26 protein-coding genes are annotated in these 26,353 nt (G+C 72.1%); 16 read left to right on the plus strand and 10 right to left on the minus strand.

Features of this window, described 5'->3' with window-relative positions:
• Positions 1-186 precede the first annotated feature (186 nt).
• Together mmpB and ACWC24_RS31110 are read left to right on the plus strand one after the other, a co-directional pair.
• Entirely contained in the window at positions 187-315 is a 129-nt protein-coding gene (gene mmpB / locus ACWC24_RS31105) for a morphogenic membrane protein MmpB (protein WP_450666222.1), read from the plus strand.
• Positions 316-346: 31 nt separating this feature from the next.
• Positions 347-967, plus strand: coding sequence for a Maf family protein (locus ACWC24_RS31110; RefSeq protein ID WP_450666223.1), 621 nt, complete (start codon positions 347-349; stop codon positions 965-967).
• On the opposite strand, the gene ACWC24_RS31115 is transcribed toward ACWC24_RS31110, so the two are convergent.
• Entirely contained in the window at positions 968-1,654 is a 687-nt protein-coding gene (locus ACWC24_RS31115; protein ID WP_450666224.1) for a hypothetical protein, read from the minus strand.
• 375 nt (positions 1,655-2,029) lie between these two features.
• Between ACWC24_RS31115 and ACWC24_RS31120 the strand changes: the two genes are divergently transcribed.
• Positions 2,030-3,802: an acetyl/propionyl/methylcrotonyl-CoA carboxylase subunit alpha gene (locus tag ACWC24_RS31120; protein ID WP_450666225.1), complete on the plus strand. Its 1,773-nt coding sequence runs from the start codon at positions 2,030-2,032 to the stop codon at positions 3,800-3,802.
• Positions 3,803-3,950: 148 nt separating this feature from the next.
• On the opposite strand, the gene ACWC24_RS31125 is transcribed toward ACWC24_RS31120, so the two are convergent.
• Positions 3,951-4,910, minus strand: a complete 960-nt coding sequence (locus ACWC24_RS31125; RefSeq protein WP_450666226.1) for a DeoR/GlpR family DNA-binding transcription regulator — start codon at positions 4,908-4,910, stop codon at positions 3,951-3,953.
• A gap of 166 nt (positions 4,911-5,076) precedes the next feature.
• Complete coding sequence (locus tag ACWC24_RS31130; RefSeq protein ID WP_450666227.1) at positions 5,077-6,525, minus strand: NAD(P)H-quinone dehydrogenase; 1,449 nt, start codon at positions 6,523-6,525, stop codon at positions 5,077-5,079.
• A 106-nt stretch (positions 6,526-6,631) separates the two neighbouring features.
• Between ACWC24_RS31130 and ACWC24_RS31135 the strand changes: the two genes are divergently transcribed.
• The 3 genes from ACWC24_RS31135 to ACWC24_RS31145 all read left to right on the plus strand — a co-directional run bounded on the left by ACWC24_RS31135 (position 6,632) and on the right by ACWC24_RS31145 (position 9,906).
• On the plus strand, positions 6,632-7,069 hold the full coding sequence (locus ACWC24_RS31135; RefSeq protein ID WP_450666228.1) for a gamma-glutamylcyclotransferase: 438 nt from the start codon (positions 6,632-6,634) through the stop codon (positions 7,067-7,069).
• Between the two features lie 161 nt (positions 7,070-7,230).
• Positions 7,231-8,055 carry a purine-nucleoside phosphorylase gene (locus ACWC24_RS31140; RefSeq protein ID WP_450666229.1) on the plus strand — a complete coding sequence of 275 codons (825 nt, stop codon included), beginning with the start codon at positions 7,231-7,233 and terminating at the stop codon, positions 8,053-8,055.
• 219 nt (positions 8,056-8,274) lie between these two features.
• Entirely contained in the window at positions 8,275-9,906 is a 1,632-nt protein-coding gene (locus ACWC24_RS31145; protein ID WP_450666230.1) for a phospho-sugar mutase, read from the plus strand.
• Positions 9,907-9,958: 52 nt separating this feature from the next.
• Here ACWC24_RS31145 and ACWC24_RS31150 read toward each other — a convergent pair whose 3' ends face one another.
• Together ACWC24_RS31150 and ACWC24_RS31155 are read right to left on the minus strand one after the other, a co-directional pair.
• A complete protein-coding gene (locus tag ACWC24_RS31150; protein WP_450666231.1) occupies positions 9,959-11,668 on the minus strand; it encodes a hypothetical protein in 1,710 nt (569 codons plus the stop codon).
• A 165-nt stretch (positions 11,669-11,833) separates the two neighbouring features.
• Positions 11,834-12,538: a PH domain-containing protein gene (locus tag ACWC24_RS31155; protein ID WP_450666232.1), complete on the minus strand. Its 705-nt coding sequence runs from the start codon at positions 12,536-12,538 to the stop codon at positions 11,834-11,836.
• A gap of 163 nt (positions 12,539-12,701) precedes the next feature.
• Here ACWC24_RS31155 and deoC point away from each other — a divergent pair, with 163 nt between their 5' ends.
• Genes deoC through ACWC24_RS31170 form a run of 3 tightly spaced genes read left to right on the plus strand, consistent with a single transcriptional unit; the run spans position 12,702 to position 16,057 of the window.
• On the plus strand, positions 12,702-13,655 hold the full coding sequence (gene deoC, locus ACWC24_RS31160) for a deoxyribose-phosphate aldolase (RefSeq protein ID WP_450666309.1): 954 nt from the start codon (positions 12,702-12,704) through the stop codon (positions 13,653-13,655).
• Between the two features lie 11 nt (positions 13,656-13,666).
• The gene (locus tag ACWC24_RS31165; protein ID WP_450666310.1) at positions 13,667-15,133 is read left to right on the plus strand and encodes an aldehyde dehydrogenase family protein; all 1,467 of its coding nucleotides are present in this window, start codon (positions 13,667-13,669) and stop codon (positions 15,131-15,133) included.
• On the plus strand, positions 15,134-16,057 hold the full coding sequence (locus tag ACWC24_RS31170; protein WP_450666233.1) for an aldehyde dehydrogenase family protein: 924 nt from the start codon (positions 15,134-15,136) through the stop codon (positions 16,055-16,057).
• 93 nt (positions 16,058-16,150) lie between these two features.
• Here the strand turns inward: ACWC24_RS31170 and ACWC24_RS31175 are convergent, their stop codons facing one another.
• Positions 16,151-16,555: a hypothetical protein gene (locus ACWC24_RS31175; protein ID WP_450666234.1), complete on the minus strand. Its 405-nt coding sequence runs from the start codon at positions 16,553-16,555 to the stop codon at positions 16,151-16,153.
• Positions 16,556-16,683: 128 nt separating this feature from the next.
• Between ACWC24_RS31175 and ACWC24_RS31180 the strand changes: the two genes are divergently transcribed.
• The gene (locus ACWC24_RS31180; RefSeq protein WP_450666235.1) at positions 16,684-17,319 is read left to right on the plus strand and encodes a uridine kinase family protein; all 636 of its coding nucleotides are present in this window, start codon (positions 16,684-16,686) and stop codon (positions 17,317-17,319) included.
• A gap of 241 nt (positions 17,320-17,560) precedes the next feature.
• On the opposite strand, the gene ACWC24_RS31185 is transcribed toward ACWC24_RS31180, so the two are convergent.
• The gene (locus ACWC24_RS31185) at positions 17,561-18,316 is read right to left on the minus strand and encodes a SigE family RNA polymerase sigma factor (protein ID WP_450666236.1); all 756 of its coding nucleotides are present in this window, start codon (positions 18,314-18,316) and stop codon (positions 17,561-17,563) included.
• Between the two features lie 271 nt (positions 18,317-18,587).
• Here ACWC24_RS31185 and afsQ1 point away from each other — a divergent pair, with 271 nt between their 5' ends.
• From afsQ1 to ACWC24_RS31210, 5 genes are all read left to right on the plus strand, one after another.
• Positions 18,588-19,265: a two-component system response regulator AfsQ1 gene (gene afsQ1, locus ACWC24_RS31190; RefSeq protein WP_450666237.1), complete on the plus strand. Its 678-nt coding sequence runs from the start codon at positions 18,588-18,590 to the stop codon at positions 19,263-19,265.
• Positions 19,265-20,929, plus strand: coding sequence for an ATP-binding protein (locus tag ACWC24_RS31195; RefSeq protein WP_450666238.1), 1,665 nt, complete (start codon positions 19,265-19,267; stop codon positions 20,927-20,929). Before afsQ1 ends, ACWC24_RS31195 begins: the two co-directional genes overlap by 1 nt.
• A complete protein-coding gene (locus tag ACWC24_RS31200) occupies positions 20,926-21,555 on the plus strand; it encodes a hypothetical protein (protein ID WP_450666239.1) in 630 nt (209 codons plus the stop codon). The genes ACWC24_RS31195 and ACWC24_RS31200 overlap by 4 nt, the downstream gene beginning before the upstream one ends.
• Before the next feature lie 80 nt (positions 21,556-21,635).
• Positions 21,636-22,217: a VanZ family protein gene (locus tag ACWC24_RS31205; protein ID WP_450666240.1), complete on the plus strand. Its 582-nt coding sequence runs from the start codon at positions 21,636-21,638 to the stop codon at positions 22,215-22,217.
• A gap of 62 nt (positions 22,218-22,279) precedes the next feature.
• The gene (locus ACWC24_RS31210) at positions 22,280-22,480 is read left to right on the plus strand and encodes a PspC domain-containing protein (RefSeq protein ID WP_152895507.1); all 201 of its coding nucleotides are present in this window, start codon (positions 22,280-22,282) and stop codon (positions 22,478-22,480) included.
• 119 nt (positions 22,481-22,599) lie between these two features.
• Here the strand turns inward: ACWC24_RS31210 and ACWC24_RS31215 are convergent, their stop codons facing one another.
• Positions 22,600-22,953, minus strand: a complete 354-nt coding sequence (locus ACWC24_RS31215) for an ATP-binding protein (RefSeq protein WP_450666241.1) — start codon at positions 22,951-22,953, stop codon at positions 22,600-22,602.
• A gap of 142 nt (positions 22,954-23,095) precedes the next feature.
• Positions 23,096-24,259, minus strand: a complete 1,164-nt coding sequence (locus tag ACWC24_RS31220; RefSeq protein WP_450666242.1) for an adenosine deaminase — start codon at positions 24,257-24,259, stop codon at positions 23,096-23,098.
• 113 nt (positions 24,260-24,372) lie between these two features.
• Between ACWC24_RS31220 and ACWC24_RS31225 the strand changes: the two genes are divergently transcribed.
• Positions 24,373-25,134, plus strand: a complete 762-nt coding sequence (locus tag ACWC24_RS31225) for an alpha/beta hydrolase (RefSeq protein WP_450666243.1) — start codon at positions 24,373-24,375, stop codon at positions 25,132-25,134.
• Positions 25,135-25,341: 207 nt separating this feature from the next.
• Here ACWC24_RS31225 and ACWC24_RS31230 read toward each other — a convergent pair whose 3' ends face one another.
• Complete coding sequence (locus ACWC24_RS31230) at positions 25,342-26,313, minus strand: LysR substrate-binding domain-containing protein (protein WP_450666244.1); 972 nt, start codon at positions 26,311-26,313, stop codon at positions 25,342-25,344.
• Between the last annotated feature and the right edge of the window lie 40 nt (positions 26,314-26,353).

Here is a 26,353-nt window from a genome sequence, read left to right on the forward strand (position 1 = left end):
ATAATTCATTACGTTATAATTTTTTTGATTTATGTATTTTGTTTTTCCTTTTTGTCTCCGGCCACCACCGGCTCCCCCGGTGGTGGCCGTCGTCTTCACGGCGGGTCACGGATGCGCAGCGAGTCGCGGACAAGTTGAGTACGCGTACTCAGGCGCCGCGCGCCGGACCGCCGCACGCTCGTACCCATGCTGTGGTCCGACCCCGAGAACGAGCCGCCGGAGGAACTGCGCGAGATGCAGTTCATGTTGCGGCGGCTGGGCGTTCTCATGGCGCTGGCCATGGTCGTCGCGATGATCCTGATCGGTCTGAGGTGAGTCCTGGCGGGGCCGCCGATACGCTGGCCGCATGACTGATCAGCCGCGCCGCCGACTCGTCCTCGCCTCCCAGTCCCCCGCCCGGCTCGGGCTGCTGCGGCAGGCCGGACTCGCCCCCGAGGTACTGGTGAGCGGTGTCGACGAGGACGCCGTCACCGCGCCCACCCCCGCCGAGCTGGCCCTGGCCCTCGCCGAGGCCAAGGCCTCCGTCGTGGCGGCCCGCCCGGACGTCCAGGGCGCGCTGGTGATCGGCTGCGACTCCGTGCTCGACCTGGACGGGCAGGCGCTCGGCAAGCCCGCCGACGCCGAGGAGGCCACCGCCCGCTGGAAGTCCATGCGCGGCCGGGCCGGCACCCTGCAGACCGGCCACTGCGTCTGGGACACGACGGCCAAGCGGTACGTGTCGGGCGTCGCCTCCACCGTGGTCCGCTTCGGCGAGCCCACCGACGCGGAGATCGCCGCGTACGTCGACTCGGGTGAACCCCTGCACGTCGCGGGGGCGTTCACCCTCGACGGCCGCTCGGCCCCGTTCATCGAGGGCATCGACGGCGACCACGGCAACGTGATCGGCATCAGCCTGCCCCTGGTACGACGGCTGCTGGCCGAGCTGGGCGTCGGCATCACGGAGTTGTGGACGCCCCGGGAGGGCTGATCAGGACGCGCCGGACACGGTCGGCGAGGCCGTGACGGGGGAACCGTCCTCGGACTCCCGGGGTTCCCGGGACTCCTGCGATTCCTGGGGCTCTTGAGACTCCGGGACCTCGTGGGTCTCCTGGGCCTCGGGAGTCTCCTGAGGCTTGTGCAGGTCGGGCTTGCGGGAGTCCTGCGGCTGCTCGCCGTCTCCCAGGTCCTGCGGATCCGCGGGGCCCTCCGGGACGTCGGAGCCTTCGGGGGTGCCGGGGCCCGCCGGGTGGCCGGAGTCGCCGGACGCGGCCGCCACGGGCCCTTCCTGACGGTCGTACGTCATCAGCAGCAGCACGATCAACGCGAGTACGACGACCATGAACGCGAAGACGTTCCGGCCGAGCAGCGCCCAGGCGACGGCACCCAGCAGGCCGTGCACCACCGCCGCGCTGATCAGCAGGATCCGTCCGAGGCCGGCGGGCGGCCGGTTGCGCACGCCGACAAGCAGCGCGGCCACGCCGCAGGACGCGAAGTACAGCCCGAAGACGATCCCGCCGATCTTCGTCGCCGTCGACATCGCCCCCAGGTCCAGTCCCCCCACCATGATGTTCTGGCGGTCCGCAGCGACCCCCAGGAACCAGTTGAGGGCCGCGATCCCGAACGCCTCCATGAAGAGCACGACCGCCAACAACCATGCCACCGGTCTTCGCAGCACCGGCCCCCACCCACTTTCGACTGCCGTTCGAGCAGATCTGCCGTTACCCCAAGTACGTTTGGGACATCGCGAACGCTACTAACGGGTAAACCCAGGGACAAGGGTTCGGGGGAGGGCAAAGAATCGTTGGGCCATTCGTAGGGACTCCACAAAGAAACCGAGTGGGCCGCAGCACGCTCTCACAGAGACCTTGCCCACACCGGAGGGCTAGGGTTTCCGCAAGGAGTCCTGCGTACCGAGGTGCGACAAGGGATTTCATGGGTCGGGCGCGTCTCGCATCACGCTCCGTGTGGGCAAGCTCACCACTGGGGATGGGTCGAAGTGGCGTGTCGGCAGTCCCTAAACTCGGCTTGTTTCAAGGAGGGAGCCTCAATCGTGCGCAAAGTGCTCATCGCCAACCGTGGCGAAATCGCTGTTCGCGTTGCCCGGGCCTGCCGGGACGCCGGGATCGGGAGCGTGGCCGTCTACGCCGACCCGGACCGGGACGCTCTGCATGTCCGTGCCGCGGATGAGGCGTTCGCCCTGGGCGGTGACACCCCGGCGACCAGCTACCTGGACATCGAAAAGGTGCTGAACGCCGCCCGTGAGTCCGGCGCGGACGCCATCCACCCCGGCTACGGCTTCCTCTCGGAGAACGCCGAGTTCGCCCAGGCCGTCCTGGACGCGGGCCTGATCTGGATCGGTCCGCCCCCGCAGGCGATCCGCGACCTGGGTGACAAGGTCGCCGCCCGGCACATCGCCCAGCGCGCCGGTGCCCCGCTGGTGGCCGGCACCCCCGACCCGGTCTCCGGCGCCGACGAGGTCGTCGCGTTCGCCGAGGAGCACGGGCTGCCGATCGCGATCAAGGCCGCCTTCGGCGGTGGCGGACGCGGTCTGAAGGTCGCCCGGACCCTGGAAGAGGTCCCGGAGCTGTACGACTCCGCCGTGCGTGAGGCCGTCGCGGCCTTCGGCCGCGGTGAGTGCTTCGTCGAGCGCTACCTCGACAAGCCCCGTCACGTGGAGACCCAGTGCCTGGCCGACACCCACGGCAACGTGGTCGTCGTCTCCACCCGTGACTGCTCGCTCCAGCGACGCCACCAGAAGCTGGTCGAGGAGGCGCCGGCCCCGTTCCTGTCCGAGGCCCAGGTCGCCGAGCTGTACAGCTCCTCGAAGGCGATCCTGAAGGAGGCCGGCTACGTCGGCGCGGGCACCGTGGAGTTCCTCGTCGGCGCCGACGGCACGATCTCCTTCCTGGAGGTCAACACCCGGCTCCAGGTCGAGCACCCGGTGACCGAGGAGGTCGCCGGCATCGACCTGGTGCGCGAGATGTTCCGCATCGCGGACGGCGAGGCCCTCGGCTACGACGACCCCGCCCTGCGCGGCCACTCCTTCGAGTTCCGGATCAACGGCGAGGACCCGGGCCGCGGCTTCCTGCCCGCCCCGGGCACCGTCACCGCCTTCGACGCGCCGAGCGGACCGGGCGTGCGCCTGGACGCGGGCGTGGAGTCCGGCAGCGTCATCGGCCCGGCCTGGGACTCCCTGCTGGCCAAGCTGATCGTCACCGGCGCCACCCGCGAGCAGGCCCTTCAGCGGGCCGCCCGTGCGCTGGCGGAGTTCAAGGTCGAGGGCATGGCCACCGCCATCCCCTTCCACCGCGCGGTCGTCGAGGACCCCGCGTTCGCTCCCGAGCTCACCGGCTCCGACGCGCCGTTCACGGTCCACACCCGCTGGATCGAGACCGAGTTCGTCAACGAGATCAAGCCGTTCGCCGCCCCGGCCGACGCCGAGGCGGACGAGGAGGCGGGCCGCGAGACGGTCGTCGTCGAGGTCGGCGGCAAGCGTCTGGAGGTCTCGCTCCCCGTCTCGCTCGGCATGTCGCTGGCCCGCACCGGTCTCGCCGCCGGCGCCAAGCCCAAGCGCCGTGCCGCGAAGAAGTCCGGCCCGGTCGCGTCCGGCGACACCCTCGCCTCCCCGATGCAGGGCACCATCGTCAAGGTGGCCGTCGAGGAGGGCCAGGAGGTCAAGGAGGGCGACCTGATCGTCGTCCTCGAGGCGATGAAGATGGAGCAGCCCCTCAACGCCCACCGTTCGGGCACCGTGAAGGGCCTGAACTTCGAGGTCGGCGCCTCCGTCACCTCGGGCGCGGCCATCTGCGAGATCAAGGACTGACACCGGCACCCACACCGGCGTACCTCGAAACGCCCCGCGGACCGCAGCAGCCGGTCCGCGGGGCGTTCCGTTTCCCCGCGTACCGTGCAGAGGTGTCGAAGGGCGCGCTTCCACGCGCGTCCGCCCGCCGTCGGGCGGGCTTCGGCGGTCAGCGGCGGCGCAGGTCCGCCACGCGCGCCCGTTCCGCGCCCGGCGACTGGTCGTTCAGGACCGCGGCGCTCCGCAGGCCGGGGCCCACGCCCGGGACCTGGCCGCGACGAGGGGCGGGGAGGGGTACGTCCCGACGCTGCTGGCGCGCCGGGACGGCGTCACCCCCCGGGCTCCCCGCCGCCCCGGCCACGGCGATCTGCACCCCCTGGTCGGCGAGGGCCTGGAGTTCGGTGGCGGCCCGGTCGTCGTGGGCGGGCGGCTCGTCGGTGATCAGACGGGTGATCAGATCGGTGGGCACGGTCTGGAACATGGTGTCCGCACCGAGTTTGGTGTGGTCGGCGAGGACGACGACCTCCGCGGCGGCCTGGACCAGCGCCCGGTCGACGGAGGCCGACAGCATGTTGGACGTGGACAGCCCGCGCTCGGCGGTCAGACCGCTGCCGGAGAGGAAGGCCCGCGAGACCCGCAGCCCCTGGAGGGACTGCTCGGCACCGCTGCCGACCAGGGCGTAGTTGGAACCGCGCAGGGTACCGCCGGTCATCACGACCTCCACCCGGTTGGCATGGGCCAGCGCCTGGGCGACCAGGAGGGAGTTGGTGACGACGGTCAGCCCGGGTACGCGGGCGAGCCGGCGGGCCAGCTCCTGGGTGGTGGTTCCCGCCCCGACCACGATGGCCTCGCCCTCTTCGACGAAGTTGGCGGCGAGGTCGGCGATGGCCGTCTTCTCGGCGGTCGCGAGATGAGACTTCTGCGGAAAGCCGGACTCCCGCGTGAACCCGCCCGGCAGTACCGCACCGCCGTGCCGGCGGTCGAGGAGTCCTTCTGCCTCCAGTGCGCGCACGTCCCGCCGTACGGTCACTTCGGAGGTCTGGACGACGCGGGCGAGCTCACGGAGCGACACGGCCCCGTTCGCTCGCACCATTTCGAGGATCAATTGGCGACGTTCTGCAGCGAACACGAAACTGACAGTAACCCCAACGACCGTCTGGTTTCAGCTGTTTGCGCCGAATAACAGAAGTTGTTCGCACGGTGAAGGGCGAAGTGGTATAGGACCTAGTCGCCCCGACTATGCCGCACGAATGGTCGACAACTCCCCGTGACCAGCGGGGAGTCACTTCCGGCCGTCAGCCCTCGCCCGTCGCCTTCCGGGTGTGCAGCTGCCGGGCCACTTCCGCGATCGACCCCGAAAGAGAGGGGTACACGGTGAACGCGTTCGCGATCTGTTCGACCGTCAGATTGTTGTCGACGGCGATCGAGATGGGGTGGATCAGTTCCGAGGCGCGGGGCGCCACGACCACACCGCCCACGACGATGCCCGTGCCCGGACGGCAGAAGATCTTCACGAAGCCGTCCCGGATGCCCTGCATCTTGGCGCGCGGGTTGCGCAGCAGCGGCAGCTTCACCACCCGGGCGTCGATCTTGCCCGCGTCGACGTCCGCCTGGGAGTAGCCGACGGTGGCGATCTCGGGGTCGGTGAAGACGTTCGAGGAGACCGTCTTGAGGTTGAGCGGGGCCACCGCGTCGCCGAGGAAGTGGTACATGGCGATACGGCCCTGCATCGCGGCGACGGAGGCGAGGGCGAAGACGCCGGTCACGTCACCGGCCGCGTACACGCCGGGGGCCGTGGTGCGGGAGACCTTGTCGGTCCAGATGTGACCGGAGTCGCGCAGCCTGACGCCCGCCTCCTCCAGGCCGAGCCCGGCGCTGTTGGGGATGGCGCCGACGGCCATCAGGCAGTGCGAGCCGGTGATGACGCGGCCGTCGGAGAGGGTGACCTCGACCCGGTCGCCGACCCGCTTGGCGGACTCGGCGCGGGAGCGGGCCATCACGTTCATGCCGCGGCGGCGGAAGACGTCCTCCAGGACGGCGGCGGCGTCCGGGTCCTCGCCGGGCAGCACGCGGTCGCGGGACGAGACCAGGGTCACCTTGGAGCCGAGCGCCTGGTAGGCACCGGCGAACTCGGCGCCGGTGACACCCGAGCCGACCACGATGAGCTCCTCGGGGAGCTCGTCGAGGTCGTACACCTGGGTCCAGTTGAGGATGCGCTCGCCGTCGGGCAGGGCGTCCGGCACCTCACGCGGGTGACCGCCGGTGGCGATGAGGACGGCGTCGGCGACGAGGGTCTCCTCGGTGCCGTCGGCGGCCGCCACGACGACCTTGCGCGAGCCGTCGAGGGCCTGCATCCCCTCCAGCCGGCCGCGCCCGCGCATGACGCGCGCGCCGGCCCGGGTCACGGAGGCGGTGATGTCGTGCGACTGGGCGAGCGCGAGGCGCTTCACCCGTCGGTTGACCTTGCCGAGGTCCACGCCGACGACGCGGGCGGCCTGCTCGATGTGCGGGGTGTCGTCGGCGACGATGATGCCCAGCTCTTCGTACGACGAGTCGAAGGTGGTCATCACCTCGGCCGTGGCGATAAGGGTCTTCGACGGCACGCAGTCGGTCAGCACCGACGCTCCGCCCAGACCGTCGCAGTCGACGACGGTCACCTCCGCGCCGAGCTGCGCCGCCACCAGCGCAGCTTCGTAGCCGCCGGGTCCACCACCGATGATCACGATCCGAGTCACGTACTCCATTGTCCCGCACGCGTCGAGGTGCTATCGCCCGGGGGCCGGACCGGGTTCCGGAAGAGTCGACCGGGACGGCGGTGACACGCGCGACGGCTGCCGTACTCTTCGACCCATGTCGCTCTACACCGCGTACGCCGGCAACCTCGACGCGCGGCTGATGTCCCGCCGCGCCCCGCACTCGCCGCTGCGCGCGACGGGCTGGCTGAACGGCTGGCGGCTGACGTTCGGCGGCGAGCAGCTCGGCTGGGACGGCGCGCTGGCCACGGTCGTCGAGGACCCCGGCGCGCAGGTCTTCGTGGCGCTGTACGACATCGCCCCGATGGACGAGGAGTCGCTGGACCGCTGGGAGGGCGTCGGCCTCGGCATCTACCGTCGCCTGCGGGTCCGCGTGCACACCCTGGACGGTCAGGAGTCGGCGTGGACGTACGTGCTCAACGGTTACGAGGGCGGACTGCCCTCCGCCCGCTACCTGGGCGAGGTCGCCGACGCCGCGGAATCGGCGGGCGCGCCCCACGACTACGTGATGGAACTGCGCAAGCGGCCCTGCTGAGCCGGCCGCGGACCGTCCTCGGCGGCCCCGCCGAGCCGATCGCGGACCGTCCTCGTGGGATCGGCCCGAACGGCGCTTCGTTGGAAACGACAAGACAACGATCGCCATCCCGTGAGCACTGTCATCTACGCGCGTAGGCCCAAACCGGCTACCCTCGTCGCGTGAACGCATCTCTTCTTCCGGACGACATCCAGGGCGACCCCTACGCGGCCGCCGACGCCGCCGCCGCGCGCCTGCGCGAGCTGACGGGCGCCGAGACCCACGACGTCGCCCTCGTGATGGGCTCCGGCTGGGCACCGGCCGTGGACGCCCTCGGCACTCCCGAGGCCGAGCTCCCGGTCACCGAGCTGCCCGGGTTCCCGCCGCCGGCGGTCGCCGGGCACGGCGGCACGATCCGCTCGTACCGCATCGGCGAGAAGCGCGCGCTCGTCTTCCTGGGCCGCACCCACTACTACGAGGGCCGCGGCGTCGCCTCCGTCGCGCACGGCGTGCGCACCGCGGTCGCCGCGGGCTGCAAGACCGTGGTGCTGACCAACGGCTGCGGCGGTCTGCGCGAGGGCATGCGCCCCGGGCAGCCGGTCCTGATCAGCGACCACCTCAACCTGACGGCGACCTCGCCGATCGTGGGCGCGAACTTCGTGGACCTCACCGACCTGTACTCGCCGCGCCTGCGCGCCCTGTGCAAGGAGATCGACGCCAGCCTGGAGGAGGGCGTCTACGCGCAGTTCCCCGGCCCGCACTACGAGACCCCGGCCGAGATCCGCATGGCCCGCGTCATCGGCGCGGACCTGGTCGGCATGTCGACGGTCCTCGAGGCCATCGCCGCGCGCGAGGCGGGTGCCGAGGTGCTGGGCATCTCGCTGGTCACCAACCTCGCGGCGGGCATGACGGGCGAGCCCCTCAACCACGAGGAGGTCCTCCAGGCCGGCCGCGACAGCGCGACCCGGATGGGCTCCCTGCTGGCGCAGGTGCTGGACCGCCTGTAGGGCCTGGACCGGCCCGGCGCCGACACCTCCGGGGTTCGGGGAACGGACCCCGGGGGCAGAGCCTCCGGGGAGGGACGTACGGGGTCGGCGGGACACACGGGGACGGCGGGACGTACGGGGTCCACCCGCAGGCACCGCCGTACGCGGGTCCGTCCGCACGCCCCACACGCACGCGCGCGCAGCGCGGCGCACGCACAAGAACGAGAGGTTGGACCGAACGTGCAAGACGATCTCATCGCACGGGCCACGTCATGGCTGGCCGAGGACCCCGACGCGGACACCCGCGCGGAACTCGCCAAGCTCATCGACGCGGGAGACCACGCCGAGCTCGCCGCACGCTTCGGCGGCACCCTCCAGTTCGGCACCGCGGGCCTGCGCGGCGAACTGGGCGCCGGCCCGATGCGCATGAACCGCTCGGTCGTCATCCGCGCCGCCGCCGGTCTCGCCGCGTACCTGAACAAGAACGGCGGCTCCGGCGGCCTCGTCGTGATCGGCTACGACGCCCGCCACAAGTCCGCCGACTTCGCCCGCGACACCGCTGCCGTGATGACCGGCGCGGGCCTGCGCGCCGCCGTGCTGCCCCGCCCGCTGCCCACGCCCGTCCTCGCCTTCGCCATAAGGCACCTGGGCGCGGTGGCCGGCGTCGAGGTGACGGCCAGCCACAACCCGCCCCGCGACAACGGCTACAAGGTCTACCTCGGCGACGGCTCCCAGATCGTCCCGCCCGCCGACGCGGAGATCGCCGCCGAGATCGACGCGATCGCGGCGCTCGCCGACGTCCCCCGCCCGGACCAGGGCTGGGAGACCCTCGACGAGGGCGTCCTGGACGCCTATCTGGCCCGTACGGACGCCGTCCTGTCGGCCGGCTCCCCGCGCACCGCCCGCACCGTCTACACGGCGATGCACGGTGTCGGCAAGGACGTCCTGCTCGCGGCCTTCGCCCGCGCGGGCTTCCCGGCCCCGGTCCTGGTCGCCGAGCAGGCCGAGCCCGACCCGGACTTCCCGACCGTCGCCTTCCCCAACCCGGAAGAGCCCGGCGCGATGGACCTGGCCTTCGCGCAGGCCCGCGCGAGCGCCCCCGACCTGATCATCGCCAACGACCCCGACGCCGACCGCTGCGCCGTCGCCGTCGCGGAGGACGGCGCCTGGCGCATGCTCCGCGGCGACGAGGTCGGCTCGCTGCTCGCCGCCCACCTCGTGCGGCGCGGGGTCACCGGCACCTTCGCCGAGTCCATCGTCTCCTCCTCGCTCCTCGGCCGGATCGCCGACAAGGCGGGTCTGCCGTACGAGGAGACCCTCACCGGCTTCAAGTGGATCGCCCGCGTGGACGGTCTGCGCTACGGCTACGAGGAGGCCCTCGGCTACTGCGTCGACCCCGAGGGCGTACGCGACAAGGACGGCATCACCGCCGCGCTCCTCGTCACGGAACTGGCCTCCGAGCTCAAGGAGCAGGGCCGCACCCTGCTCGACCTGCTGGACGACCTCGCCGTCGAGCACGGGCTGCACGCCACCGACCAGCTCTCGGTGCGGGTGGAGGACCTCTCGGTCATCGCCGACGCGATGCGACGGCTGCGCGAGCGGCCGCCGGCCGAACTCGCCGGGCTGCCGGTGACCGCGGCGGAGGACCTCACCCGGGGCACCGACCGGCTGCCGCCCACGGACGGCCTGCGCTACACCCTCGACGGCGCGCGCGTCATCGTCCGGCCCAGCGGCACCGAGCCCAAACTGAAGTGCTACCTGGAGGTCGTCGTCCCCGTGGGCGACCGCGCCGGCCTCCCGGCGGCCCGCGCCCGGGCCGCCGAACTGCTGGCGGCGATCAAGCGCGACCTGTCGGCGGCCGCCGGGATCTGACCCGGGCCGCACGGGTGGCCCCGGGCAGCACCCGGGGCCACCCGTCAGGGCTTCAGAGCCACACCCAGCTGACGGTCACGGCCGTCAGCCACAGCAGGGCGAACAGTGCGGCCAGCGGCCACAGGGGACGCCCCCGCTCGCGCTCCGCGCTGTCGCCGGTGGGGCGCAGCGCCGGGTCGTTGCGCATCGCGGTGAGCTCGGCGACCAGTGCGTCGTACGGGTGGGTCAGGCCACGTCTGCGCTGGTACCAGGCCCAGCGGGGCGCGGAGACGTACCAGGAGCCGCCGCCGCGCCAGCGCAGCTTCAGCTCGAAAGCCTTCCGGCGGACCGAACCGAGGTCGTCCCACGGAATGTGGGTGGTCCCGCGCAGACCGTTCAGCCAGAGGCCGGTGCGGTCGGCGGTGACGCGCCAGCACAGCTTCACCGGGACGCGGGCCGCGCCGAACAGGCCCGCGGCGACGACGAAGATCCGCTGCACGACACTGACGTCGTCGAAGCCGGTGAACGCCCCCCAGCACACCCAGACGCCCCACTGCACCAGCAGGAACGCGGACAGCCGGTCCAGCACGCCCGCACGCCAGCGCCGTATCGGCACCGCTTTCGTCAGGCTCGCGGCCGCCACCAGGTCGCGATGCTCCTCCTCCTGCGCCGCGGTCCGGGCCGCCGTCCGTCTCTCCCTCGCGAGGCGACGCCGCGCGCCGCGCGCCGACAGTGGCCGTACGGGGCCGGTCGACCGTGCCGCCACCGGCGGGTCGTCCGGCTTCGGAGCGGCGCTGACCAGCACGACCTCGGCGCCGTCGTACGGCACCCCGTACAGGACCGCTTCCCGCAGCGGCTCGGGCCGCTCGTCGTCGAGCCGGTCGAGGAAGTCGTCCAGCTCCGCCTCGTCGGCGTCGCGGTCCTTGCCGTCGGCCTTGTCACGCTTGTCGTCCCGGTCGCCGTTGTCGCCCTCGTCGCTCTCCAGGCCGGTCGTGGTGACGGTGAACAGCGGCCGCAGCGCCGCCCCGTCGTCCGCCGCGAACACCTCCGTGCGGGGGGAGAAGAACCCGCCGGCCTCGCGCACCAGCACCCGCAGCACAGGCGCCGGCACGGCCCGCAGCGCGGCGGCCCGCCGTCGGCCCAGGTTCCCGGAGAGCGTCGCGGTGACGCCCAGCCCGGCCACGAAGAAGCCGGACAAGACCGCCCACCGGCGGTCCTCCGCCGAGTTCCACATCCCGGCGGTCGCGGCCAGCGGGGCACCGATCAGGATCAGCAGGGTCCCGAGCCCGGAGAGGGCCCCACCGCGCTCGAGAGGCTCCCGCGCACCCGGCAGCACAGCGGTCGCACCGCCGGTCGCGGCCAGCGCCGCCTCCCGCTGCCGGGTCCGCGCCCTCAGCCGCAGCGCGGCGGCCGTCCCGCAGCCCACCGCCAGCAGGAACGTCCCGGCGAGCACGGCGAGCACCGGCTCGGGACGCTGGACCACCGCGACCAGGACCATGACCGGCGCCGACACCGCGACGATCTCGGGCCGCAGCGGCAGCCAGACCAGTTGAAGCCCGATCAGCGCCGCGAGGAGCGGAGGCAGACCCGCCGCGGTCAGACCCACGGCTGCCAGTACGCCCAGTGCCAGCACCAGCCTGACGACCGGCAGCCCGGCCCGGCGCGCCGGCACCCACCCCGGCGCCAGCGCCCGCGTCCAGCGGCGCGCGTCCTCGGTGTCCCAGGAAGGGCAGCCGTCGGGTATCGCGGTGGCGGGCAGCACCCGCCGGTCATCGGTCTTCATCGTTCCCCGTCAGTCGGACCGCACGGGCAGCTCGAGGTGCGGCAGAGGAAGATCATGACCGAGGCGCCCGGGGTTCCACCAGCCCCTTACGGACGGCCCCGGCAGGGCTCGGCCGCCGGCCACCCGGACTCGCCGCCGGGCACCCCCGGCTCGCTCACTCCCGGCTCACGTGACCGCGAGCAGCACCGCCAGCAGCACCGCGCCGGCCAGCAGCGGCACGATGATCTCGTACGCCCAGCGCGCGGTCACCTCGCCCTGCGAGCCCGCGGCCTTCTCGCGCGCCTTCAGCAGTTCGCGCAGATCGTCCATGATCTTGTCGGACTCGGCACGGGCCGGGCCCAGGTCGGCCGCCGGGCCGTGCGCCGCGCCGCCCGTGGCGTCCATGCCGCCCAGACCGCCCGCCACGCTGCCGCCGAACAGCCCGCCCCGGCGTCCGCCGGACTCCACCCGCGCCTGCGTGCGCAGCGCCCGCTTGCGCGCGCGCAGCGACACCGGCACCGCCCAGAGCTGGAACTTGGCCCCGGCGTCGGTGATCACCTCGTTGGAGTAACCGGAGCGCAGCGAGGCGACCTGGCCCCAGGGCACCACGACGGCCCGGAAGGGATTGCGCACGCGCAGCCGGTCGTCGTTGGCGAAGACGGCGGGCCGCAGGGTGAAGGCGACCACCAGCGGCACGAAGAGGATCAGCGCGGCGAGTGCCAGCCACGGCGTGCTGCCGTGCCCGGTGAAGATCGCGTCGAGACCGAGCCAGCCGCCGAGCGCGAGCAGCAGCACCCCGCCGGCCAGGCCCGAGGCCGACCGGTAGATGCGGTCCCTGGACTCGGGTGCCGGGGGCTGCGGCGCTGGTGACTGGTGCTCCGGGGTCGTCATGGCCCCGATTCTGCACGACGCCCGCGAAGACTTCCGTGCGCGGGCCCGCGGGATGCGTCACACCTCACGCGTCCCGCCCGCCCCACGGCGGGCCGGGCGCACCCGGGAGGGCGTTCCGGGGGTGTACAGCCGCTACGCGCGTAGATATGCTCGTCTGGTGACCATGCCCACCTCTGCACCCGCTGCCCTCGCTGACGTCACCGCGTCCGACAGCACGCTGCGCCGCTTCCTCCACGGACTGCCCGGCGTCGACGCGGTCGGCCTGGAGGCGCGCGCCGCCTCGCTCGGCACCCGTTCCATCAAGACCACCGCGAAGGCGTACGCCATCGACCTCGCCATCTCGATGGTCGACCTGACGACGCTGGAAGGCGCGGACACCCCCGGCAAGGTCCGGGCGCTCGGCGCCAAGGCGGTCCATCCCGACCCGACCGACGCCTCGACGCCCTCGACCGCGGCCGTCTGCGTCTACCCCGACATGGTGGCCGCCGCGAAGGCGGCCGTGGCCGGCTCGGGCGTGAAGGTCGCCTCGGTCGCCACCGCCTTCCCGGCGGGCCGTGCCGCCCTCGCCGTGAAGCTGGCCGACGTGGCCGACGCCGTCGCCGCGGGCGCCGACGAGATCGACATGGTCATCGACCGCGGGGCGTTCCTCGCGGGCGACTACATGAAGGTGTACGACGAGATCACGGCCGTGAAGGCGGCCTGCGGGACGAGCGCCCGCCTCAAGGTCATCTTCGAGACCGGCGAGCTGTCGACGTACGACAACATCCGCCGCGCCAGCTGGCTCGGCATGCTGGCCGGGGCCGACTTCATCAAGACCTCGACCGGCAAGGTCGCCGTCAACGCGACCCCCGCGAACACCCTGCTGATGCTGGAGGCGGTGCGCGACTTCCGCGCCCAGACCGGCGTCCAGGTCGGCGTGAAGCCGGCCGGCGGCATCCGCACCAGCAAGGACGCGATCAAGTTCCTGGTCCTGGTCAACGAGACCGTCGGCGCGGACTGGCTGGACAACCACTGGTTCCGCTTCGGCGCCTCCTCGCTGCTGAACGACCTGCTGATGCAGCGTCAGAAGCTGGCCACCGGCCGCTACTCCGGCCCCGACTACGTGACGGTGGACTGAGACCCATGAATATGGAAATGCAGACATCCGCATTCGAGTACGCACCGGCCCCCGAGTCCCGCTCGGTCGTCGACATCGCCCCCTCGTACGGCCTGTTCATCGACGGCGAGTTCACCGAGGCGGCCGACGGCAAGGTCTTCAAGACGGTCAGCCCGTCCACCGAGGAGGTCCTCTCCGAGGTGGCGCAGGCCGGCGCCGAGGACGTCGACCGCGCGGTGCGGGCCGCCCGCAAGGCCTTCCAGAAGTGGTCGGCGCTGCCCGGCGCCGAGCGCGCCAAGTACCTGTTCCGGATCGCCCGCATCATCCAGGAGCGCAGCCGCGAGCTGGCGGTCCTGGAGACGCTGGACAACGGAAAGCCCATCAAGGAGACCCGCGACGCCGACCTGCCGCTGGTCGCCGCGCACTTCTTCTACTACGCGGGCTGGGCCGACAAGCTGGACCACGCCGGGTTCGGCGCGAACCCGCGTCCGCTGGGTGTCGCGGGCCAGGTCATCCCGTGGAACTTCCCGCTGCTGATGCTGGCGTGGAAGATCGCCCCGGCGCTGGCGACCGGCAACACGGTCGTCCTCAAGCCCGCCGAGACCACCCCGTTGTCCGCCCTGTTCTTCGCGGACATCTGCCGCCAGGCCGGTCTGCCCAAGGGTGTCGTCAACATCCTTCCGGGGTACGGCGACGCGGGCGCCGCGCTGGTCGCGCACCCGGACGTGGACAAGGTCGCCTTCACCGGCTCGACCGCGGTGGGCAAGGAGATCGCCCGCACGGTCGCCGGCAGCCGCAAGAAGCTCACCCTCGAGCTGGGCGGCAAGGGCGCCAACATCGTCTTCGACGACGCCCCGATCGACCAGGCCGTCGAGGGCATCGTCAACGGTATCTTCTTCAACCAGGGCCAGGTCTGCTGCGCGGGCAGCCGGCTGCTGGTCCAGGAGTCGATCCAGGACGAGCTGCTGGACTCCCTCAAGCGCCGGCTGTCGACGCTGCGCCTGGGCGACCCGCTGGACAAGAACACCGACATCGGCGCGATCAACTCCGCCGAGCAGCTGGCCCGCATCACCTCGCTCGTCGAGCAGGGCGAGGCGCAGGGCGCCGAGCGCTGGTCGCCCGCCTGCGAACTGCCCGCCGCCGGCTACTGGTTCGCGCCGACGCTCTTCACGAACGTCACCCAGGCGCACACCATCGCCCGCGACGAGATCTTCGGCCCGGTGCTGTCGGTCCTCACCTTCCGTACCCCCGACGAGGCCGTGGCCAAGGCCAACAACACGCCGTACGGCCTCTCCGCCGGCATCTGGACGGAGAAGGGCTCGCGGATCCTGGCGGTCGCGAACAAGCTGCGCGCCGGTGTCGTCTGGTCCAACACGTTCAACAAGTTCGACCCGACCTCACCCTTCGGCGGGTACAAGGAGTCGGGCTTCGGCCGCGAGGGCGGTCGTCACGGCCTGGAGGCGTACCTCGCCCCGTCGAGCCCGAAGGGCGAGCGCTAAATGAGCACAGTTGAGAAGACCGAGAAGACCGAGAAGTCCGAGCAGCAGCGGCTGAGCGTCTTCAAGACCTACAAGCTGTACGTCGGCGGGAAGTTCCCGCGTTCCGAGAGCGGCCGGGTGTACGAGGTGTCGGACTCGAAGGGCCAGTGGCTCGCCAACGCCCCGCAGTCGTCCCGCAAGGACGCCCGTGACGCGGTGGTCGCCGCCCGCAAGGCGTTCGGCGGCTGGGCGGGCGCGACCGCGTACAACCGCGGCCAGATCCTCTACCGCGTCGCGGAGATGCTGGAGGGCCGCCGCGAGCAGTTCGCGCGCGAGGTCGCCGACGCGGAGGGCCTTTCGAAGGCGAAGGCGGCCGCGGTCGTCGACGCGGCGATCGACCGCTGGGTCTGGTACGCGGGCTGGACCGACAAGATCGCCCAGGTGGTCGGCGGCGGCAACCCGGTGGCGGGGCCGTTCTTCAACCTCTCCTCGCCCGAGCCGACCGGTGTGGTGACCGTGCTCGCGCCCCAGGAGTCGTCCTTCCTGGGCCTGGTCTCGGTGGTCGCCCCGGTCATCGCGACCGGCAACACGGCGGTCGTGATCACCTCCGAGAAGTCCCCGCTGCCCGCTCTGTCGCTGGGCGAGGTGCTGGCCACCTCCGACCTTCCCGGCGGTGTGGTCAACATCCTCTCGGGCCGTGCGGCGGAGATCGCGCCGTCCCTCGCGGCGCACCAGGACGTCAACGCCATCGACCTCGCGGGCGCCGACGACGTACTGGCGAAGGAGCTGGAGATCGCGGCGGCGGACAACCTGAAGCGCGTTCTCCGTCCACAGCCTGTGGATTATTCGGCGACTCCCGGCATCGAGCGCATGACGGCCTTCCTGGAGACCAAGACGGTCTGGCACCCGACGGGCTCGCTGGGCGCGTCCGGGTCCGCCTACTGACCCGAGCGCACGCAGCACGACGCAGCCGCGCCCGCCCTCCGTCCGGGGCGGGCGCGGCTGCGTGCGCGCCGGGGGTCGGCAGCCGCGCCGGGGTCAGCCGCCGAGCAGCCCCGTCGCCTGCCCCAGCACCGGGATGCCGCCGATCGACTGTGCCTGGGCGATCGGCCCGGTGAGCGCCTTCGAGGACAGCGGCCTGAAGTCCGCGAGCCGGGTGGCCACACCGTTGTCGAGCGGGTCCGCACCGGTGCCGGCGAGCGGGTTGGGCTTGAGGCCGGCCAGCGGGCCGGTGACGTACCGCACCGAGCCGAGGAGCCCGTTCAGACCCGCCTGCGGATCGACCGGGCCGAGAGCCCCGGGGTGCACGCGCGACGCGTCGGGCACCGGTCCGGCGGCCGCGGCGGCCGCCCCCGCACCCGCGCCGAGAGCCACCCCCGCGGTCGCGAGCGCGACCAGGACGCGCCGGCCGGTCGGGGTGTGGGGGGAGTCGTGTCGGGCCATCGCTGCTGCCACCTTCTCGATACTTACAGTAACCGTAACGTTGCGTAGGGTAGTTGAGGTGTGATGCGTGCTTCAAAGCCGACCCGCGGGGTCGGCAGCGGCGTCACCATGCCGCAAACTGGTGTTCCGTGAGCATCCATCACCCGTCATCCGCCCGTGTCGTGCTGCTGTGCGGTCCTTCGGGCTCGGGCAAGTCCCTTGTCGCGGCCCGCTCCGGACTGCCCGTGCTGCGCCTCGACGACTTCTACAAAGAAGCCAACGATCCGACACTGCCGTTGGTGGCGGGCAGTTCCGACATCGACTGGGACCACCCCGGGTCGTGGGACGCGGAGGTCGCGGTCGAGGCCATCGCGCGGCTGTGCGCCACCGGATCGACGGGCGTACCGGTGTACGACATCTCGCTGAGCGCCCGCACCGGCGAGGAGACGCTGCACATCGGCCGGACCCCGCTGTTCATCGCGGAGGGCATCTTCGCGGCCGAGGTCGTCGAGCGCTGCCGGGAGCTGGGTGTCCTGGCGGACGCCCTGTGCCTGACCCGCGGTCCGCTCATCACGTTCCGCCGCCGCTTCCTGCGCGACCTCAAGGAGGGCCGCAAGTCGGTGCCGTTCCTGCTGCGCCGCGGCTGGCGGCTGATGCGCTCGGAGCGGTCGATCGTCGCCCGCCAGACCTCCCTCGGCGCGTACGCCTGCGACCGGGACGAGGCGCTGACCAGGATGGCGGCCGCGGCGGTGGGCCGGCAGGCGCAGACCCCTACGGCGGCCTGAGCCGACCGGCGGATCGCCGACCGCCCGACATCACGACTCGCGGAAACACGAAAACGCGAAAGCGGGACTGGACGGACCCCCCGGCCCTCCAGTCCCGCTCCCTTTCGCGCTCTCCCGCGTCCCCCGTTCCCCCGTGCGGCAGAGCTCCCCCGTGCTTCCCCCGTGTTTCCGTCCCCCGTGTCCCCCGTACCGTTTCCCGCACCCCCCGATGCGGGCTCCCGGCACCTCTCCCCCGTGACCCTCAGGCGACAAGCTCCCCGAAGGCGTTCTCCTCGTCACGGCCGAAGCTGAGGACCTCGTCCTCGCGCAGCCGGCGGAGCGACCGCCAGATGCTGGACTTCACCGTGCCGACACTGATGTCGAGTATGTCCGCGATCTCCGGGTCGGTGCGGCCCTCGTAGTAGCGCAGGACCAGCATCGTCCGCTGGAGTTCGGGCAGCCGGGCGAGCGCCTGCCACAGGACCGCGCGCAGCTCGGTGCCGCGCATCGCGTCCGTGTCGCCGGGCGTCTCCGGCAGCTCCTCGGTCGGGTACTCGTTCAGCTTGCGGCGGCGCCACGCGCTGATGTGCAGATTGGTCATGGTGCGGCGCAGGTATCCGCCGACCGCGGCCTTGTCGCTGATCCGCTCCCACGCCCGGTAGGTCGAGAACAGCGCGCTCTGGAGCAGGTCCTCCGCCTCGAAGCGGTCACCGGTCAGGTGGTAGGCGGTGGCGTACAGGGAGGCGCGGCGCTCCTGGACGTAGGCGGTGAACTCCGCCTCCGACAGCGAACGACGCTCCCCCGTGCCCTCCCCGTACGTGGCTCCCCCGACCGCGGCGGCGGCCGCCGCGGATTCCCCCGTGCTCGCGTCAACCACCGACATGTACGTGGTGTGCTGACGCCCGGTACCGCGAGCGCACCCCCGCATGCTCACAGCACCGGACTTCTCGGAACCCCGGGTCACGTCGTGCAGACGCGTGATCACTGCGCTGGTGCTGACGCTGTGCAGCGTGTTCATCTCGCGCCCCCCGTCGTGGACTTCCGGTGTTCGGCTCGGTTCGACGTGCTTCCTTGCCGTTGCCGAAAAGCTTGCCGGGGCCACTTCATGGACGTGTCCGCCGACTGTCACAGACCTGTCACAGGGGTCGTCCGCAGGGGCCGCACAGCGTCGTCACAGAGAATCGCGGTACCGCTACCCAGACGTACGTACCACATTGATCATTTGCGGGAGATGCACGGGAGCGCTCCAAGTGTCGAAACCCCACCCCGCCATGGGCCAGAATGAGCCCGTGGCTTCCCTGTTGCTGATCGAGGACGACGACGCCATCCGAACGGCCCTGGAGCTCTCACTGACGCGCCAGGGACACCGGGTGGCGACCGCTGCCAGCGGTGAGGACGGTCTGAAGCTGCTGCGCGAGCAGCGGCCGGACCTGATCGTGCTGGACGTGATGCTGCCCGGCATCGACGGGTTCGAGGTGTGCCGTCGCATCCGGCGCACCGACCAGTTGCCGATCATCCTGCTGACCGCGCGCAGCGACGACATCGACGTGGTGGTCGGGCTGGAGTCCGGCGCCGACGACTACGTCGTCAAACCGGTCCAGGGCCGGGTGCTCGACGCCCGGATCCGGGCCGTGCTGCGGCGCGGCGAGCGCGAGGCGAACGACGCGGCGACGTACGGCTCGCTCGTCATCGACCGGGCCGCGATGACCGTCACGAAGAACGGCGAGGACCTCCAACTCACGCCGACCGAACTGCGGTTGCTGCTCGAACTGAGCCGCCGTCCGGGCCAGGCGCTGTCCCGGCAGCAGCTGCTGCGGCTGGTCTGGGAACACGACTACCTCGGCGACTCGCGGCTCGTGGACGCCTGTGTGCAGCGGCTGCGCGCGAAGGTCGAGGACGTGCCGTCGTCCCCGACCCTGATCCGTACCGTCCGTGGTGTCGGATACCGCCTGGACGCGCCCCAGTAATGACCGACGCAACCGAGGGTTTCCGCGGCTGGGTCGCGGCTCGCAAGGGGGCCTGGTCCCGGCTGCGCTTCACCAGTCTGCGGCTGCGGCTCGTCGTGGTGTTCGGGCTGGTGGCGCTGACCGCCGCCGTGTCCGCGTCCGGGATCGCCTACTGGCTGAACCGGGAGGCGGTGCTGACCCGCACCCAGGACGCGGTGCTGCGTGACTTCCAGCAGGAGATGCAGAACCGCGCGGGGTCGCTGCCGGAGTACCCGACCCAGGACGAACTCCAGTACACCGCCCGGCAGATGGCCAACAGCAGCCAGCGTTTCAGTGTGCTGCTGGTCGGCGAGGACGCGAACGGCAAGGCGGTCTACGGCAATTCCGGCGGCCTGAGCGGTCTCTCGCTGCGCGAGGTGCCGCTCTCGCTGCGCACCGCCGTGAACCGGGAGCAGGACGTCACGGCCGCCAACTCCTCGCCGTACCACCTGTACTGGCAGCGGATCGTCGACGACGGCACGCCGTATCTCGTCGCCGGGACGCGGGTGATCGGCGGTGGTCCGACCGGCTACATGCTGAAGTCGCTGGAGCCGGAGGCCAAGGACCTCAACTCGCTGGCCTGGTCACTGGGTATCGCCACCGGTCTCGCGCTGATCGGTGCCGCGCTGCTCGCCCAGGCCGCCGCCACGACCGTGCTGAAGCCGGTGCACCGGCTCGGGGTCGCCGCGCGCCGGCTCGGCGAGGGCCGCCTGGACACCCGGCTGCGGGTGTCGGGCACCGACGAACTCGCGGATCTGTCACGGACGTTCAACAGCACCGCGGAGGCTCTGGAGAAACGTGTCGCCGACATGGCCGCCCGTGACGAGGCGTCCCGCCGGTTCGTCGCCGACATGTCCCACGAGCTGCGGACGCCGCTGACCGCCATCACCACCATCACCGAGGTGCTGGAGGAGGAGCTCGACGCGGAGACCGGGAGCGTCGACCCGATGATCGAGCCGGCCGTGCGGCTCGTCGTGAGCGAGACGCGGCGCCTGAACGATCTCGTCGAGAACCTGATGGAGGTCACCCGCTTCGACGCGGGGACCGCCCGGCTGGTCCTCGACGACGTCGACATCGCCGACCAGATCACCTCCTGCATCGACGCCCGCGCCTGGCTGGACGCGGTGGAACTGGACGCCGAACGCGGCATCCACGCCCGTATCGACCCGCGTCGGCTGGACGTGATCCTGGCCAACCTCATCGGCAACGCGCTCAAGCACGGCGGTTCCCCGGTGCGGGTGTCGGTGCGGGCGACCGGCGGGAGCGGCGGCACGGAGGGGCCCGGCGAGACGGGCGAGCGAGACGAGGGCGGCGCGGACGCGACCGCGGGCGGCGACGGCGGCACGACCGCGGGCGGCGAGCTCGTGATCAGCGTGCGCGACCACGGACCCGGCATCCCCGAGGACGTCCTGCCGCATGTCTTCGACCGGTTCTACAAGGCCAGTGCCTCCCGGCCGCGTTCCGAGGGCAGCGGCCTCGGGCTGTCCATCGCCCTGGAGAACGCGCACATCCACGGCGGCGGGATCACCGCCGCCAACTCCCCCGAGGGCGGAGCGGTGTTCACGCTGCGGCTGCCGCGGGACACGTACGAACCGGCGCCCGAGGCCGCGAAGGACGGCGCGGGCCCGAAGGGGGACGCCTCATGACCGTACGCCCGACCGTGCGGGCCGTGGGCCGGCTGCTGGCACTGCCCGCCCTGGCCGCGGCGCTCGCCGGGTGCGGGATCCGGTCCACCGAGGTGCCGACCGACTTCGGCCCCGCGCCCTCCCGGGTGCGCTGCGCACTGTCCGAGCCGGACGTGGCGCAGCAGTCGTCACCCGGCGTCCCGGTCCAGGTGTTCCTGCTGTGCGGGTCGTCGCTGGTGGCCGTCGACCGCTCGGTACGGGTCCCGGAGGGCACGGCGGACTCCGAGCGCCGGGTGCTGATCGCGCAGGGACTGCTGGACCAGCTCGCCCAGACGCCGTCGTCCGCCGAGAAGGACGCCGGGTACACCACGGAGATGCGCGGCGGGATGTCGGTGCACGGTCCCACCCCGAAGGACCCGGACGACGCCCTGCGGCTGAGCACCCCGCCCGGGGACCTCACCTCCTACGCCCTGGCCCAGCTGGTCTGCACGTTCTCCGACTCGGCGGCGGCCGAGGGCGACGGCTCGGTGATCCTCGGCGGGCCGAACCGCGACGGTGAACCGCTGCGCCGCTACGCCTGCACGGACGAGGTCCGCGCCCGGCCGGGCCTGAAGGAACCGCCCTCGACCGAGGTGACCGCCGGCTGAGCACCGGTGCGGTGCGCTCTCACCCGGGTGGCGGACGATGTCCCGGAACCGATCGTGCCGCCGGACGCGTCTTGGGGGGCGTGCAGCGTCAAGGCTCGGTCGGCGGCAACGCCGCGTTCCGCATACGTGTGGCAGGGTGCGTCCTCCTCGCCGCACACCTCGCGTTCGTCGCCTGGTTCACGCTGCGCCCACTCGACGTCCCCTGGGTGATGCCCGCCAATCTGCGGCCGTTCGCCGGCATCCGCACCGATCTGTCGCTGGGCCCGCGGGTGGCGGCCCGGCGGATCGGCGAGGGACTGGCGCTGCTCGCCCCGCTCGGCGTCCTGCTGCCGCTCGCGCACGGCCGGCGCGCCGTGTCCCCGCTGGCGTCCCTGCTGCGCACGGTCGCCGCCGCGGCCCTGCTGTCGCTGGGGATCGAGCTGTTGCAGACCGGGGTGCCCGGCCGGGTCGTGGACGTCGACTCGCTGATCCTGAACACCCTGGGCGTGGCCCTCGCGCACGCGGCGGTCGTACCCGCGGCACGCTCCTGGCTCCGCCGCAGGGCGGAGCGCCGGAACCCGGCGGACGTCCGCGGGCAGGACGTGGCTCAGGGTCGGACCCCGACGATTTCCAGGGTCGGGATCGCACCCTGGAGCGACGTCCGGTCCAGCTCGTCCTCGTAGCGTTGAAGGCAGTTGAGGCAGCCGTCCGGCAGCCTCGGACCGACGCTCACGAAGGAGCCGACATGACCGCCCTTGCCCGCCCCACCCACGGCCGTGTGCTCGGCGGAGTGTGCGCAGCGCTGGCACGGCGCTTCGGCACCTCCGCGACGACGATGCGGGTGATCTTCCTGGTCTCGTGCCTGCTGCCGGGACCGCAGTTCCTGCTCTACCTCGCGCTGTGGATCCTGCTGCCGGCCGAGGACAAGGCGCGCACCGCCTGGTGACCCGGTGCGCCCGGCCGGGCGCCACTCGGGCAGGAACTCGTGCACGGACGTCGTCGGGCGCACCCGGATCCACCGGGTGCGCCCCGTTCCGTGTGCGCCGCTCCCGGCGCGCGCCGGTCTCAGCCGAGCGGGATGCCGTTCACCGGCACGCCGTGCACGGGCAGGCCCTGCAGCGGCAGTCCGCCGAGCAGACCGGCGACCGGCGCGGTCGGGCCCTGGGCGAGCACCCTCGTGACGGCCGGCTGGGCCGCGGACAGGCCCGACCGGAGGGCCGGCTTCGCCTGGGTCAGCGCCTCACCGGCCCCCGGCAGCGTCTTGGCGACGTTCTCCGTCGGCAGCGTCCTCGTCACGGTGTCCAGTGCCTGGGAGGCGTCCGGAAGGGCCGGAGCGGCGTTCGCGGCGCCCGCGCCGACTGCGGCGAAGGCGGCACCGAGGGCGGCGACGCCGAGGGACTTGGCAGCAGACTGCTTCATGGTGAGTGCGTCCTCGAGGTGGGAAGAGCAACGATGTGAGCGGTCCACGACCGTAATCACGCGCCGCCGCCCGCCGCAAACACCGAAATGCGGACGGCCGCTGAAGAACCGTCCGCATTCCGTTCTCCCCAACGCTCCCGCCTCAGGCCTCCGTAGCCGCAGAGTCGCTGGTGGAGGCCGTCTGCTGGAACAGCCATTCGGACTTCAGTTCCGCGTATCCGGGCTTGACGACGTCATTGATCATCGCCAGTCGTTCATCGAAAGGAATGAACGCTGATTTCATCGCATTGACGGAGAACCACTGGAGGTCGTCGAGCGTGTAGCCGAACGCCTCGACCAGGTGCTCGAACTCCCGGCTCATGCTCGTGTGGGACATCAGCCGGTTGTCCGTGTTGACCGTCGCGCGGAAGTGCAGCCGACGCAGCAGCCCGATCGGATGCTCCGCGTACGAGGCCGCCGCCCCGGTCTGGAGGTTGGAACTGGGGCACAGCTCCAGCGGGATGCGCTTGTCCCGCACGTAGGAGGCGAGCCGCCCGAGCCTGACGCTCCCGTCGTCCTTGACCTCGACGTCGTCGATGATGCGCACCCCGTGCCCCAGCCGGTCGGCGCCGCACCACTGGAGGGCCTGCCAGATGGAGGGCAGCCCGAAGGCCTCACCGGCATGGATGGTGAAGTGATTGTTCTCGCGTTTGAGGTACTCGAAGGCGTCGAGGTGCCGGGTGGGCGGGAAGCCGGCCTCGGCACCCGCGATGTCGAACCCGACCACGCCCAGGTCCCGGTAGTGGTTGGCGAGTTCGGCGATCTCCAGGGAACGGGCCGCGTGCCGCATGGCGGTGAGCAGGGCACCGACGCGGATGCGGTGACCCTTGGCCCGGGCGGTCCGCTCCCCTTCCCGGAAGCCCTCGTTGACGGCCTCCACGACCTGTTCGAGGCTCAGCCCGCCTTCGAGGTGCTGCTCGGGGGCGTAGCGCACCTCGGCGTAGACGACGCCGTCCTCGGCCAGGTCCTCGGCGCACTCGGCGGCGACCCTGACCAGCGCCTCTCGGGTCTGCATGACGCCGACGGTGTGCGAGAAGGTCTCCAGATACCGCTCCAGGGAACCGGAGTCGGCGGCCTCCCGGAACCAGATGCCGAGCTTCTCGGGATCGGTCTCGGGGAGTTGGGTGTAGCCCGCGGCGCGGGCGAGGTCGACGACGGTCCCGGGACGCAGACCGCCGTCGAGGTGGTCGTGCAACAGAACCTTGGGCGCCCGGCGGATCTGGTCCGAGCTCGGGGTGGTGCCGATCCGGTCAGTCTGGCTCGTCATTTCCGCACCTTAGCGCCTACGCGCGTAGATCAACGGCGGCGCACCCGCGCCGATACGCAACGGTGACCGCACGGACCGGTGGCGTACACCGCGTCTTCTGACACTGTTCTGTCATGGCACAGCAAGCGACGCCGGTCCGCACGCCCCGACTGGGGCGTCCACTCGGTCAGGAGACGGCTTCGGTGAGCGGGGTGGTGCTGCTGCTGCCCGGCGGCGAGGAGACCTCCTCACGAAGACCCTCGCCCATGCTCGCGGCCGCCTCCGTAAGGGCGTTGGGGCGCCGTCTGATCCGCGCGGGCCGGGACGAGGGCCTGGCCGCGCACGTCGTCCACTACCGCTGGCGCGGCTGGAACGGGAGCGAGGCGCATCTGGCGCGCGACGCGGCCTGGGCCGCGGACGAGGCCGTACGGCGCTACGGGGACGTCTCCGTCTGCCTCGTCGGCGTCGACATGGGGGGCCGGGCCGCGCTGCACGCGGGTGGCCACGAAGCCGTCAACTCCGTGCTGGCCATTGCCCCTTGGCTGCCCGAGGAGGACGCCGCCGCGACACCCGAACCCGTGAAGCAGCTCGTCGGGCGCCAGGTGATGATCGTGCACGGCACGAACGACGAACGCACCGACCCCGAACTCTCCTTCCGGCTGGCGGCGCGGGCCAAGAAGGCGAACCGTGACGTGTGCCGGTTCGAAGTGCACGCGGACGGACACGGGTTGCACCAGTACCGGGAGGAAGTGCACGCACTGGCCGAGGACTTCGTCATGGGGTCGCTGTTCGGCCGGACGCTCTCCCGGCCGGTCGAGGACGCCCTGGCGGCCCCGCCCCCGCTGGGCCTGCGGATGCCGCTGGCCGCCGGGTTCGGCAAGTCGCTGCGCCGCTGAGGCGGACGGCGGCACACGACGCCCGGACCGTCCGACGGCGGTGTCCGGATCGGCCGACGACGGCGCCCGTTCGGCGCGGGCCGTCGGCACCGGCCGGGATCGGCGGCCGCTCGGCACCGGTCGGCCGCCCGGGCCGGGAGGCGGCGCCCGCTCGCTCGCGCCCGCTCCGCGCCGGCCGGTCCCCAGGTGGGCGGGATCGGCCGCGGGTCAGGTGGGGAGCAGGTTGCCGCGGCGGGAGAGCAGGAACTTCTTGAAGGCGGCCACCGGCGCGGTGTCCGGATGGCCGTCCAGCCAGGCCACCCCGATCTCGCGGACCGCGCGCGGGGCGGTCACCGTCAGCTCCACCACCCCCGGGCGGGCGACCGCGGGCGGCGGCAGCAGCGCGACCCCCAGACCCGCCGCGACCAGGCCCCGCAGTGTCTCCGCCTCCTCGCCCTCGAACGCGACCCGGGGCTTGAACCCGGCCTCCTGACAGAGGTCGTCGGTGATGCGGCGCAGGCCGTAGCCGGGTTCGAGGGTGACGAAGGTGTCCTCGGCGGCCTCGGCGAGACGGATCCGGCGACGGGACGCCAGCCGGTGGTCGGCGGGCACGACCAGACGCAGTTTCTGTTCGTCGAGGCGGCGGGCGACCAGGTCGGGCGCGTCCGGCACCGGCGAGGTCAGGCACAGGTCCAGTTCGCCCGCGCGCAGCTTCTCCAGCATCGCCTCGCCGTAGTTCTGGACGAGGCTGAAGCGCACCCGGGGGTGATCGGCGCGGAAGGCGTGCAGCAGTCCCGGCACCGTCTCCGCCCCCATGGTGTGCAGAAAGCCGAAGGCGACCTTGCCGGTGGCGGGGTCGGCGTCGGCGCGGACCTCGTCGGCGGCGCGCTCGACCTCGGCGAGGGCGCGCTCCACGGAGGCCAGGAAGGTGCGTCCGGCGGGGGTGAGGGAGACCGTACGACCGCGGCGGGCGAACAGTTCCACCCCCAGGTCCTGTTCGAGCCGGACCATGGCCCGGGACAGGGTGGACTGCGGAACCTGCATCTCCTGGGCGGCGCGGGTGACGTGCTCGGTGCGGGCCACGCCGGCGAAATGGACCAGGCGCGGGGCGAGCAACGCGACGATGGCGTCCCGGTCTCCCCTGTCTTTTGTGTCACTGCTCGGTGACAGTCGCCCCTGTGACCTCTGCTGATGCACCATGGGAACGATTATGACGATTCCGTGCATTGGACGGATGAAA

The organism is Streptomyces sp. NPDC001443, assembly GCF_053597355.1.